Here is an 11944-nt window from a genome sequence, read left to right on the forward strand (position 1 = left end):
GTGCTAGCCGACGCCCTGAAACATACGTGCGCGTGCTTTCAGGATGTGGTCTTTCATTGCGTCATGCGCAGCCTGCTCCCGCCGCGCGAAAATCGCTTCCACGATCAAGGTATGCTCGTTCTGCACCTCGCGCACATGCTGCGGTGTACGCTTGAGGCTGAGGCTGCGTGTCACCGACTGGCCGATTGCGAAATGAGGTTTGAACCATATCCGTAACGTGATGTGGAACTGGTTATGGCTCGCCCTGGCAATGGCTTCGTGCAGCGCAAAGTCCTCGTTCGCGCCAAGTTCGTTGCGCTCGAGGCACTGCTCCAATGCGGCAATGGCCTGTTCGATTCGTGATTTGTCGGCCGCTTGCCAGTTTCGTGCCGCAAGCTCCGCAGCAGAGGCCTCAAGACCGGACCGGAACTCGAAAAAGCGCTGTACGTCGGCCAGCGAGCCGACCGGTACCTGTTGCAACACAGAGGAATCCGGTTGCTGGCGCACATAGGAGCCTGAACCTTTCTGGGAAACGACAAGCTCGTCATTGCGCAGCCGCTCCAGCGCTTCACGCACAACCGGCCGCGATGCTCCGAACAAAGACGCCAGATTTTGCTCCGACGGCAACCGCTCGTTCACGGGAAACCGCCCGTCCGAAATCATGCCGACGATCTTTTCGTAGACAATGTCGCTGAGCCGGGTCTCGCCTCGCGCAGCCGACGATGTAGTCGTATTGTCCATCAGCACACCTTTCGTTGCAAATCGCTGAAGTTGAACGGTTTCCTGTATGTCATTCGCAACAGAAATACCGGAGTTTTATCAGCGGGGGCGCTGCCGTTCCGATCTTTATCGTCGAGCCTGTTTTCGAAAACTGGCCCTACGAATAAAAAATATGTAAAAATCTGTCAATACTTGTAATCATCTGAAAACGCCCATATGGTCTGCCTGCCGATGGAGGATCGGTGCGCTGGCTGGCCTGGTGGGCTGTTGCGACACAGTGAAAGCCGTTTCGCTGCCGGTGATTTTTTGGGAGGATAATCGATGCGCGATGGCGATACATTTTCACTGGGCGTAACGCGCCGAACCTTTGTGGCGGGGCTTGGCGGCGTCGCCGCGCTTTCCGTCATCGGGACCTCGGCGAAAGCTGCGGCCGGCAAGGAAGCGCCCGAACTGGCAGCCCTGGTGAAAGACGGCAAATTGCCGCCCCTGGCCGAGCGTCTGCCGAAAAACCCGATGGTGGTGACGCCGCACGAGAAAATCGGCACCTATGGCGGCACGCTCCGCCGAGGCCTGCGCGGCTCTTCGGACCACAATGGCATCCTGCGCATGGTCGGCAATCAGGGACTGGTTCGCTGGAACATGGACTTCACCGAAGTCCTGCCGAACCTGGCCGAGAAATGGGAGGTTAACGAGGACGCTACGCAGTTCACCTTCCATCTGTTGCAGGGTGCGAAATGGTCGGATGGCCATCCCTTCACTGCGGATGACGTCGTGTTTGCCATTGAGGACTGCATCAAGAACAAGGAACTCTATAGCGCCACGCCAGCGCAGCTTTCCGTTGCAGGCAAGGCGGTCGACGTCGAAAAAGTCGATGATTTCACGGTGAAGTTCAAATTCGCAGCGTCCAATGCGCTCTATCTCGAGAACCTGGCCACGCCGCTTGGTCAGCACCCAACGCTGTTTCCCAAGCATTATTGCAGCAAATTCCTGCCGAAATACAACACATCGCTCGATGCCGATGTGAAGGCTGCGGGTGTATCAAGCTGGACGGAACTGTTCCGGGCCAAGTGCGGCGATATCGAAATTCCGTCCCGCTGGTCGAATGTCGACAAGCCGACGCTTGACCCGTGGGTGGTCAAGGAACCCTATTCCGGCGGCGCGACACGGGTTGTGATGACCCGTAACCCTTACTTCTGGCAGGTCGATACGGAAGGCAATCAGCTGCCCTACATCGATGAAGTCAATTTCGGCATTTCGCAGGATGTCGAATCGCTGATGTTGAACGTCATTTCCGGCAAGATCGATATTCAGGAGCGCCATATCAGCGTGCTGGCCAACAAGCCGACCCTGTCGCAGAATATGAAAAAGGGCGACTACCGTCTGCTGACGCTGGTGCCCTCAGCTGCACAGCAATGCCAGATTTACCTGAACATCACCCATAAAGACCCGGAAATGCGCAAGATGTTCGGCGACAAGTCGTTCCGTCAGGCGTTGTCCATCGCGCTCAACCGGCAGGAAATCATCGATATCGTCTATTTCGGTCAGAGCGAGGGATATCAGGCTGGGCCGCGCCCGACCCATCCCTGGTATAATGAAAAGCTGGCGCGTCAGTACACCGAATACGACGCCGACAAGGCGAACGATCTTCTCGACAAGGCCGGCTACGACAAGAAGAACGGCAACGGCATGCGGCTGCGGCCTGACGGTCAACCGATCTTCTTCTCGATCGATGTCATACCTACGCTCTATCCCGATCTTGTCGATGCGCTGGAACTGGTGAAGGCGCAGTGGGCGCAGATCGGCGTCGATATCAAGGTCAACACCATCGAACGCGCGCTTTATTATACGCGCGGGGACGATAACGCCCATGACGCGGCGGTCTGGCCCGGCCCCGGCGGTCTTGATCCGATGCTCGATCCACGCGACTTCTTCGCGTTCCATCCGCAGGGATCGCGCTACGCCATTCCGTGGGCGCTCTGGTACACGTCCAACGGCCAGAAGGGCGAAGAGCCGCCCGAAAGCCAGAAGAAACGCTTCAAACTGTTCGACGAGGCGCGTTCGACAGCCGACCTTGCCAAGCGTGGCGAGAAGATGAAGGAAATCTTCGATATTGCGGCCGAAGAGTTCGAGACGATCGGTCTTTGCCTTGCGGTGGGTGGTTTCGGTATCATCCGCAACAATCTGCGCAATGTGCCGGAGAAAGAACCCGACAGCTGGTCGTGGCCCAACCCCGGCCCGGCGTTGCCGCAACAGTTCACCTTCACAAGCTGACACCGCCACATGGGCGTCGCTGCCTTAAAGCGGCGACGCCTCTCAGGTTGTTTCGACCACCGACAACCCGACTTTCCGGTGAAAGGCGGCGCGTGCGGTATAATGTGATTGCGAGAGCGACATGCTGCTATTTATCGTAAAACGCCTGCTGTGGATGATACCGTCCCTGTTCGCCGTCAGTTTCCTTGCCTTTGTCCTGATCCAGCTGCCGCCAGGCGATTATGTGACGACCTACATCGCCACACTGGCTGCCTCCAACGAGGTCATCGACCACAATACGGCGGCGCAGCTGCGTGAACGCTTTGGCCTCGATGACCCGATGATCATGCAATATCTGAAATGGATATGGGGCATTATCAGTCGCGGCGATTTCGGCATCTCGTTCGAGTGGCAGCAGCCCGTTTCCGGCCTCATCTGGGAGCGCATGGCGCTGACGCTGGTTCTGGCCCTCGCAAGTCTTCTCGCAACCTGGGCCATTGCGCTTCCCATCGGCGTTTTCTCCGCCGTGCGCAAATATTCGATCGGCGATTATCTCTTTACCGCCTTCTCGTTTTTTGGCCTTTCCATACCGTCATTTTTGCTGGCGCTGGTGCTGATGTATGTCGCGGCGGTCGAATTCGGGGCCGATGTCGGCGGGCTGTTTTCTCCGGAGTATGAGACTGCCTCGTGGAGCATCGCCAAGATGGTGGATCTGATGGCCCATATCTGGCTGCCGGTCGCTATCCTTGCTGTGTCCTCCACGGCAAGCCTCATCCGCGTCATGCGTGCCAACATGCTGGACGAATTGCCCAAACCCTATGTGACCACCGCGCGCGCAAAGGGATTGTCCGAGTTCCGGCTGCTGACGAAATATCCTCTGAGAATTGCGCTCAACCCGTTCATTTCCACGATTGCATGGCTGTTGCCCAATCTCATTTCAGGCTCCGTGGTGGTCGCCATCGTGCTCAATCTGCCCACTGCGGCTCCGCTGCTTTTGCAGTCGCTGATGGCGCAGGACATGTATCTCGCCGGCGCTTTCGTGCTTCTGATCTGCGCGCTGACGTTGATCGGATCGCTTATCAGCGACATCCTGCTTGCGCTGGTCGATCCGCGCATCCGTCTCGAATAGGAGGCCGCCATGAGCGATATCGCCGTTACCACCACTATCCGGCCAGACCGTGCCGCCGTCGCCTCGCAGTGGCAGCTCATCTGGTGGGCGTTCAAACGCCACAGGCTGGCCATGGCCGCCCTGTTCGTCACAATCGCCATGTATGTCATTGCGCTCATCCCCGGATTTTTCGCCATAAACGATCCGGTGCTGCAGAATGCGCGCGCCACCTTCCATCCGCCGCAGAGCGTGCATTTCATCGACAGGACCGACGGTTTCTCGTTCGGACTGCATTATTATCCGCTGAAGCTGACGCGCGATCCTGAGACGCTGGCGGCGGTGTTCGTCGAAGATACGGGCAAGAAAATCCCGATCCAGCTTTTCGGTCGCGGTTACGAATATTCCGTGTTTGGCCTGTTCACCACGGATATCCATCTGCTGGCCTCCACCGACAAAACGCGGCCGCTCTTTCTTTTCGGTGCGGACCGTCTCGGCCGCGATGTCTTCAGTCGTGTCGTACAGGGGTCGCAGATTTCCCTGTCGATCGGCCTCGTGGGCGTGTTTTTCTCGCTTCTGCTCGGCGTCGTCCTCGGTGGTATCTCGGGATATTACGGTGGCCGCATCGATTTCGTCATGCAGCGCGTGATCGACTTCGTTTTGTCACTGCCCACCATTCCCATATGGTTGGCGCTTGCCGCCGCCCTGCCGCAGGGCTGGCCGGCAACCCTTCAATACATGATGATCACCATCATCCTGTCCTTGACCGGCTGGGCCCAGCTTGCCCGCGTCGTGCGAGGCAGGTTCCTGTCGCTGAGGACGGAAGAATTCGTGGCTGCTGCCCGGCTGGATGGCGTACCGGAAGGGCGCATCATTTTCCGCCATATGCTACCCAGTTTTTCGAGCCACATCATTGCCTCGGTCACCTTGGCCGTTCCGGCAATGATCCTTGCGGAAACCTCGCTGTCCTTCCTCGGCCTTGGCCTCCAACCGCCCACCATTTCCTGGGGCGTGCTTCTTCGCGAGGCGCAGAACATTCGCTCGATCGCAACGGCGCCGTGGCTGTTCCTGCCCGGCGTGGCGGTGGTCGTGGCCGTCATGGCACTCAATCTCTTGGGTGACGGTCTGCGTGACGCAGCCGATCCCTACAACAAGTGAGGCCCCGGATGAGCGATATCCTTTCCATGAAGCCCGCCAGGCCCCTGCTCGAAGTTCGCAATCTGGTGACCGAATTTCCCGTCAGAAACGGTGTTTTCCGCGCGGTCGACGACCTGTCTTTTTCCATCGATCCCGGCAAGACGCTCTGCGTCGTCGGCGAAAGCGGCTCCGGCAAATCCGTCACCGCCCGCTCAATCCTGCAGATCATCGACAGCCCCGGCCACATCGCGTCGGGATCGATCATCCTCAACCGTGCCGATGGCACGTCGCTCGATCTGGCAAAGCTCGATCCGCGCAGCCGGGCCATCCGCTCGGTGCGCGGCGCAGACATCGCGATGATTTTTCAGGAGCCGATGTCGTCGCTGTCCCCGGTTCACACTGTCGGCGACCAGATAACCGAGGTCCTGCGTCTGCATTTGAAGATGAGCAAGGCACAGGCGCGGACTGAGGCCATCGAGCTGCTGCGCCAGGTGGAAATTCCCAATCCCGAAAAGGCGCTGGATCGCTATGCCTTTCAGTATTCGGGCGGCATGCGTCAGCGCGCCATGATTGCCATGGCGCTGGCCTGCAAACCGCAGCTGCTGATCGCCGACGAACCGACGACGGCGCTTGATGTCACCACACAGGCCGAAATCCTCGACCTGATATCAAGGCTGCAAAAGGCGCATGGCATGGCGGTGCTGTTCATCACCCATGACATGGGCGTGGTGGCGCAGATTGCCGACGACGTGCTGGTCATGCATCACGGCGTCGCCAAGGAATACGGCACGGTCGATGAGATATTCCACAGCCCGCAGGACCCCTATACCCGCATGTTGATCGGCTCCGTTCTGAAGCTGGAGCAAAAAGCGGAGATCAGGCTCGCACGGCCTCCGCTCGATCTTACCGCAGCGCCTGTCCTCGAGGTGAAGGACCTCTCCATGCACTTTGGAGAGATGAAGGCGCTGGACGGCGTGTCGATCAAACTTCTTCCGGGCGAGACGCTCGGCATCGTGGGAGAGAGCGGTTCCGGCAAGACCACGATGGGCCGCTCCATCATGCGCCTTTACGATCCGACCGGCGGCGAGATGCTCTACCGCCGGGCGGACGGCTCGGTGGTCGATCTCGCCAAGATCGAAGGTGCCGAACTGAAGGCGGCACGGCGCGAGCTGCGCATGGTTTTTCAGGATCCGTTCGGTTCGCTCAATCCGCGTATGACGGTCGCGCAGGTTATCGGTGAGCCATTGCTGGTCAACGGTATTGCCAGGGGCAAGGAGCTTGATGAACGCGTCTGCGCGCTGATGGAGCAGGTGGGTCTGGAGCCCGCCGGGCGTGAACGTTACCCGCATGCCTTTTCGGGCGGCCAGCGCCAGCGCATCGGCATCGCCCGCGCCATCACGTTGAAGCCGCGCATCATCGTTGCGGATGAGGCGACATCGGCGCTCGATGTCTCGGTCCGGTTCCAGGTGCTGGATCTGCTCATGCGCCTGCAGGACGAGCTTGGGCTCGCTTATATCTTCATCAGCCATGATATCGGCGTCATCCGCTACATGTGCGACCGCGTCGGGGTGATGTATCGCGGCAAGCTCGTCGAGGTGGGAGATGCGGAAAAAGTCTGCAACACGCCTGATCACCCTTATACGCAGGCCCTTCTTTCGGCCATTCCGCGCCCGGACCCGCGCGACCGCGACCGCACGAGAAGGTTCCGCTACGTCGAGCCGCCCGAGATCAAGAACGGAGCCGCCGCCAGATAACAGCGCGGCTGTCGCTTCTCGCAATTCAAGAGGAAGACCAAAGCATGAAAATCGATCGCATGCGGGTATTCGTTACCCGCGACAAGGACCGCCCCCGCGTCATCGTCGCTCTCGACACCGATGATGGTTTGACTGGTTGGGGCGAATGCTACAATCACGGCCCCGATCTCGCATTGCCCCCGGTTCTGGATTACCTCTACGGCTTCCTTGCCGGGCAGGATCCGACGCGGGTCGAATATCTCTACAATCTCCTCCTCCAGCAAAACCGCTTTCCGCCCGGAGCACTCGGTCTTTCGGCAATCTCCGCGCTCGATCATTGCCTCTGGGACCTTGCCGCCAAGGCGGCGGGGGTGCCTGTCTACAAGCTGCTCGGCGGCGAAGTACGTGACCGCATCAAGGTCTATGCCGGCGTCTACACGGCGCCGGATGCGCCGGCGGCAAAGGAAGAATTTGACCGTCTCAACGAGGACTGGGGGTTCACGGCCTTCAAGCTCAGCCCCTGGCGCGTCGATATTCACGCCCATCGCTGGGGGGAGGTGGTACGCAGTTCGGCCGAATATTTCCGCTCGCTTCGCGAAACGGTGCGGTCCGATTACGATATTGCCTTTGACGCCCATGCCAAGATTTTCGAGCCTGCCGCCGCCCGTCAGCTCGGCAATGCGCTTGCTCCTTACGATCCCCTGTTTTTTGAAGAGCCGTTGCGCCCGGAAAACATCGAGATGTGGGGAGACCTGAAGCAGGGGCTGAACTGCACGCTGGCCACGGGTGAAAGTCTTTATAACCGCAATGAATTCCTGCGTCTTCTGCAAGTCCGGGGCGCGGATATCATTCAACCGGATATCTGCGTTGTCGGTGGTATGTCGGAAATGCGCCGCATCGCCACGCTTGCTGAAGCTCATTTCGTCAGCATTGCGCCGCACAACCCCATGGGTCCGCTCGCCACGGCCGTCAATGTCCATTTCTCCGCCGCCCAGCAGAATTTCCGTATTCTTGAATACAGGCTGCCGAAAGGGCAGTGCTACGTTTATGGCGGGACCGATCTCGAAAAACGCGAGGATGAAACGCGCTATGTCGTCGACCCTTATCTGCCAAAGGACGGATATCTGGAACTGAGGCCGGATCGTCCGGGCTGGGGGGTCGAGATGGATGAAAAGGCCATGCAGGAAGATAGTTACGTTCATTGGCAAAGACGGGTGCCGAAACGTCCCGATGGCTCCTATGCCTTTGCCTGAAACGGTTACGATTGCCTGCGGGCAGCTTTCAGCACGCCTGCGCCCTTCATGGGGCGGCAGGATGACCCATCTACACCATGCGAACCATGGCGACATTCTGGTGCCGACAACCGAAGAGGCTTTCGACCCGTTCAACTGGCCGAGGGCCGGTGCCTACCCGCTGTTTCCCTACCACAACCGGCTATATGGCGGCTCGTTCGTTCATGCGGGCGTCCGCCATGATCTTCTTCCGCATCCGGCCCTTGCGCCGGACGCCATGCATGGCCCCGCTCACCGTCGATCATGGGATATTTCCAGCCTGTCGTCCGATCGGTGTGCGCTGGTGCTTGACTACAAGGCGGATGAGGAATGGCCATTTTCTTTCCGCGCCGAGCAGTCTTTCAGGCTTGAGGACGAGTGTCTGACAGTGGAATTGTCCATAACCAGTCTGGCGGACAGGCCTGCCCCGGTTTCTCTTGGCTGGCATCCCTATTTTGCTGCCGGGCTCGGCTGCGACGCGCGCACGGATGCCAAGCTGCAATTTCCCCTCGATGCGCGGAACGTGCCAACCGGCCAGCCAGCGGTGCCTCGCCCGGAACCTGCCATTCCTGCTGCGACGGGATACACCTTGCATTTCACTGATTGGTCAAATGCGCGTGTCGGGTCAGGCAGATTTTCGCTGCTGCTCGAGGCTGATCCCGTTTTTAGCCATCTCGCTGTCCACCGTATGGACCGCCATCTTTGTCTTGAACCCGTTTCCATGGCCGCTGGAGCGCTTGGCTTGCCGGAAACAAGCCGAAAAGGGCAGGGTGTCGAAACGATCTCGCCCGGCGAGCGACTGTCGGGGCGCATCAGGGTCTCCATCGATACGGATCACGGGCCCTGAAACAGATCGAAGTGGACAGGGGATAGCGACCGATGTCTGCACCGTATCGAAATTTCCGGATCAGGCAAATTTCGTGAGCAATAGACGGTTCCGACCTGAAAACTGACGGCGGGCAAATTCCACGAAATCCAGAACCGCTTTGGACTCTTCGTTTGCCTGCCATCCAACAACCAGTTCCACCTCGTCCGGAATTTCCGTCAGCGGCCGATAGACGAGATGCGGACTGAGATTGTGTGAAAGCCAGGATGGGGCAATCGCGATCCCGACGCCTGCCGCAACAAGTGTTGCGATTGCAAGCGTGTGTGACACTTCCTGAACGACCATGGGATAAATGCCCGCACGGCGAAACGCGTCCATGATGACGTGGTGATAACTCGCACCCACCGTTGGCGCATAGATAATGATAGGCTCACCAGCGAAGTCCTTTACGCCGACATCCTGCTGGTCGGCAAGCCGGTGATGCTTCGGCAGGACAGCGACAAAACCTTCTTTCAGCAGATGCTCTGTTTTCAGAAAACCCGCAGGGTTGGTGGGCCGGATAAAGGCAACCTGCACCTTTCCACTCTGCAGCATCTCCAATTGGCTTGCCGTTCCCAGCAACTGTACGTCCACCTGAATATTCGGGTATTTTTTGTGGAATTCGGCAATCACGCCCGGCAGCACGTGCGACAAAGCCACATGAACGCCGCTCACGTAAATCTTTCCACCATCGTCGCCAGAAATAGAACGGGTGTGCGTGACCGCCCGGTCGATGCCACCTAGAATTTCCATCGCGTGTCTAAGGAATATCTCTCCTGCGGGCGTCAGTTTCACGCTGCGCGTCGTACGCAGGAAAAGACGTGTTCCAATCCGTTCCTCAAGCTGACGTATCTGCTGGCTTAGGGGTGCCTGTGCCATGCCCAACTTGTCCGCCGCCCGGCTGAAATGCAGCTCCTCGGCAACGCAGACAAAATAATGAAGGTGACGAAACTCGATGCCATATTTCATATGCTACGAATATCAATGTACGGGCTATTTTGTAATAGATAATACTTTATTCCCGTGATTATCTTAAAAAAAATGAAAATAACGGGAATAGCTGAAACATCAGTTCCAGAAAACGGAGCGCCATGACACGATTCTGGTTGCTAAAAATATTGCGCACGGCTCTCACGCTGTGGTTTGTCGTTACGTTTACATTCGTCGTGCTGAGGACGTCCGGTGATCCGGTGGTTGCTCTTGTCGGCGTCGATGCCACGCCGGAGGAAATCGAACAGTTCCGGGCGCTCTGGCGTCTGGACGATTCTCTCTGGCTTCAATATCTGCGCTATGTGGGGCAGATGGCCACGGGACAGTTCGGTATTTCTTACCGGGATGGCCGTGAAGTCATCGACATCATCGCCGAGCGAGTGCCCTGGACCATCATGCTGGGTCTTTTTGCCTATGCCGGTGCAATCCTCATCGGCATCCCCGCGGGTATTTTTGCCGCCATCAAGCGCGGGTCGCCGTTCGACAATCTGATCATGGCAACGGCAGTTTTCGGCTTCGCCATTCCCAATTTCTTTCTGGGAATTCTGCTTATTCTTTTGTTTTCCCTGGCTCTCCAGTGGCTGCCGAGTTCCGGTACCGGAACGATATGGCACCTGGTCATGCCTGCTTTGACATTGGCGACCTTTACCGCAGGTACGCTTGCCCGCTTCACCCGCTCGGCCATGCTGGAAGTGCTGGACAAGCTATACATCCGCGCAGCCGCCGCCAAAGGCGTCAGTTACTGGAAGCGCATTGTTTTCCACGCACTCCCCAATGCAGGCATCCCAATTATCACCATCATTGGTCTCAATCTGGGGGAACTTATCGGCGGTGCGATCGTGGTTGAGACGGTCTTTGCCTGGCCGGGCGTAGGGCGCCTGCTCGTCACGGCAGTGTCCTCTCGCGATCTTGCTGTGGTGCAGGGACTAGTGCTGGTCATGGCGGTAACGATGGTCACGGCAAATCTCATCGTAGACCTGCTTTATGGTCTGCTTGACCCGCGCATTCGCGTCTCGAACTAGGACGAAAACGATGAAGCGCCGCTCTCCCATCCTCGTCTTCGCCATCATCGTGCTGGTGCTGGCCGTATTTGTCGCCATCGTCGGCAATATCTTCACCTCCCACGGCGTAACGCAGCAGAACCTCCTCGCGCGTCTGAAGCCACCGGCCTTTCTCACAGGCGGCAATCCCGATTTTCCGCTCGGAACCGACCGTATCGGACGAGACATGGTGGCGCGTATCATCGCCGCCTTGCAGATGTCACTCAGTGTCGCCATTGCGGGAACCATAATCGGCGCCGTTTTCGGATCGCTTATCGGCTTTGTTGCTGCGCATTTCCGCGGATGGGTGGATGAAGCGCTGATGATGCTGGTGGATTTTCAGGCGTCCCTCCCATTCATCCTCATCACGCTGACGCTGCTGGCCTTCTTCGGCAACAGCCTTATGCTGTTTATCCTGCTGATGGGCCTGTTCGGGTGGGAAAAATATGCCCGTCTTTCGCGCGGCGTGGTGCTTTCGGCGGTCAATCAGCCTTATGCAAAGGCTATCGTTGCACTGGGTGCTGGAAACAGCCGGCTATATCTGCGGCATGTGCTGCCGAATGTGGCAAGCGCACTCATCGTTCAGGTCACTCTGACCTTCCCGCAAATCATCCTGCTTGAGACGTCGCTGAGCTTTCTGGGGCTGGGCATTCAGGCGCCGCAGACCAGTCTCGGCCAAATCCTCGGTGATGGTCGCGATTATCTTTCAACCGCCTGGTGGATTTCGGTCGTGCCCGGCACCGTGATTTTTCTCGTAACACTCTCGATGAGCATTGTCGGCGATTGGCTGCGTGATCGGCTGGATCCGATGCTGCAGGGCCGTAACGCATAAATAGAACACGACCAAGGAAGAT

The 11944-nt window shown here is 58.2% G+C and carries 10 protein-coding genes; 8 read left to right on the forward strand and 2 right to left on the reverse strand.

What is annotated here, in order from left to right; genetic code table 11:
• Positions 1–3: 3 nt before the first annotated feature.
• The gene (locus RS75_RS12145) at positions 4–720 is read right to left on the reverse strand and encodes a FadR/GntR family transcriptional regulator (protein ID WP_045020729.1); all 717 of its coding nucleotides are present in this window, start codon (positions 718–720) and stop codon (positions 4–6) included.
• Between the two features lie 300 nt (positions 721–1020).
• Here RS75_RS12145 and RS75_RS12150 point away from each other — a divergent pair, with 300 nt between their 5' ends.
• From RS75_RS12150 to RS75_RS12175, 6 genes are all read left to right on the forward strand, one after another.
• On the forward strand, positions 1021–2970 hold the full coding sequence (locus RS75_RS12150) for an ABC transporter substrate-binding protein (RefSeq protein WP_045020731.1): 1950 nt from the start codon (positions 1021–1023) through the stop codon (positions 2968–2970).
• 121 nt (positions 2971–3091) lie between these two features.
• Positions 3092–4078 carry an ABC transporter permease gene (locus RS75_RS12155; protein ID WP_045020733.1) on the forward strand — a complete coding sequence of 329 codons (987 nt, stop codon included), beginning with the start codon at positions 3092–3094 and terminating at the stop codon, positions 4076–4078.
• A 9-nt stretch (positions 4079–4087) separates the two neighbouring features.
• Positions 4088–5212, forward strand: coding sequence for an ABC transporter permease (locus tag RS75_RS12160; protein WP_045020735.1), 1125 nt, complete (start codon positions 4088–4090; stop codon positions 5210–5212).
• An 8-nt stretch (positions 5213–5220) separates the two neighbouring features.
• Positions 5221–6945: an ABC transporter ATP-binding protein gene (locus RS75_RS12165; protein ID WP_045020736.1), complete on the forward strand. Its 1725-nt coding sequence runs from the start codon at positions 5221–5223 to the stop codon at positions 6943–6945.
• 44 nt (positions 6946–6989) lie between these two features.
• A complete protein-coding gene (locus RS75_RS12170) occupies positions 6990–8177 on the forward strand; it encodes a galactarate dehydratase (RefSeq protein WP_045020737.1) in 1188 nt (395 codons plus the stop codon).
• Positions 8164–9042 (forward strand): aldose 1-epimerase, encoded by an 879-nt coding sequence (locus RS75_RS12175; RefSeq protein WP_045020739.1) that lies wholly within the window; start codon positions 8164–8166, stop codon positions 9040–9042. Before RS75_RS12170 ends, RS75_RS12175 begins: the two co-directional genes overlap by 14 nt.
• Positions 9043–9102: 60 nt before the next feature.
• Here the strand turns inward: RS75_RS12175 and RS75_RS12180 are convergent, their stop codons facing one another.
• Positions 9103–10029 (reverse strand): LysR family transcriptional regulator, encoded by a 927-nt coding sequence (locus tag RS75_RS12180; RefSeq protein ID WP_045020741.1) that lies wholly within the window; start codon positions 10027–10029, stop codon positions 9103–9105.
• Positions 10030–10151: 122 nt separating this feature from the next.
• On the opposite strand from RS75_RS12180, the gene RS75_RS12185 reads away from it, so the two are divergent.
• Both RS75_RS12185 and RS75_RS12190 read left to right on the forward strand, forming a co-directional pair.
• Entirely contained in the window at positions 10152–11072 is a 921-nt protein-coding gene (locus RS75_RS12185) for an ABC transporter permease (RefSeq protein ID WP_045020743.1), read from the forward strand.
• A 10-nt stretch (positions 11073–11082) separates the two neighbouring features.
• Positions 11083–11922, forward strand: a complete 840-nt coding sequence (locus RS75_RS12190) for an ABC transporter permease (RefSeq protein ID WP_045020745.1) — start codon at positions 11083–11085, stop codon at positions 11920–11922.
• Positions 11923–11944: the final 22 nt, after the last annotated feature.

Origin of the sequence: Rhizobium nepotum 39/7, assembly GCF_000949865.1 — a bacterium.
GTDB classification, from domain to species: Bacteria; Pseudomonadota; Alphaproteobacteria; order Rhizobiales; family Rhizobiaceae; genus Agrobacterium; species Agrobacterium nepotum.

Coding starts and splice junctions, on each gene's coding strand:
- RS75_RS12160 (WP_045020735.1), top strand. CDS start 4,088: ATGAGCGATATCGCCGTTACCACCACTATCCGGCCAGACCGTGCCGCC.
- RS75_RS12145 (WP_045020729.1), bottom strand. CDS start 720: ATGGACAATACGACTACATCGTCGGCTGCGCGAGGCGAGACCCGGCTC.
- RS75_RS12180 (WP_045020741.1), bottom strand. CDS start 10,029: ATGAAATATGGCATCGAGTTTCGTCACCTTCATTATTTTGTCTGCGTT.
- RS75_RS12185 (WP_045020743.1), top strand. CDS start 10,152: ATGACACGATTCTGGTTGCTAAAAATATTGCGCACGGCTCTCACGCTG.
- RS75_RS12150 (WP_045020731.1), top strand. CDS start 1,021: ATGCGCGATGGCGATACATTTTCACTGGGCGTAACGCGCCGAACCTTT.
- RS75_RS12165 (WP_045020736.1), top strand. CDS start 5,221: ATGAGCGATATCCTTTCCATGAAGCCCGCCAGGCCCCTGCTCGAAGTT.
- RS75_RS12175 (WP_045020739.1), top strand. CDS start 8,164: ATGCCTTTGCCTGAAACGGTTACGATTGCCTGCGGGCAGCTTTCAGCA.
- RS75_RS12170 (WP_045020737.1), top strand. CDS start 6,990: ATGAAAATCGATCGCATGCGGGTATTCGTTACCCGCGACAAGGACCGC.
- RS75_RS12190 (WP_045020745.1), top strand. CDS start 11,083: ATGAAGCGCCGCTCTCCCATCCTCGTCTTCGCCATCATCGTGCTGGTG.
- RS75_RS12155 (WP_045020733.1), top strand. CDS start 3,092: ATGCTGCTATTTATCGTAAAACGCCTGCTGTGGATGATACCGTCCCTG.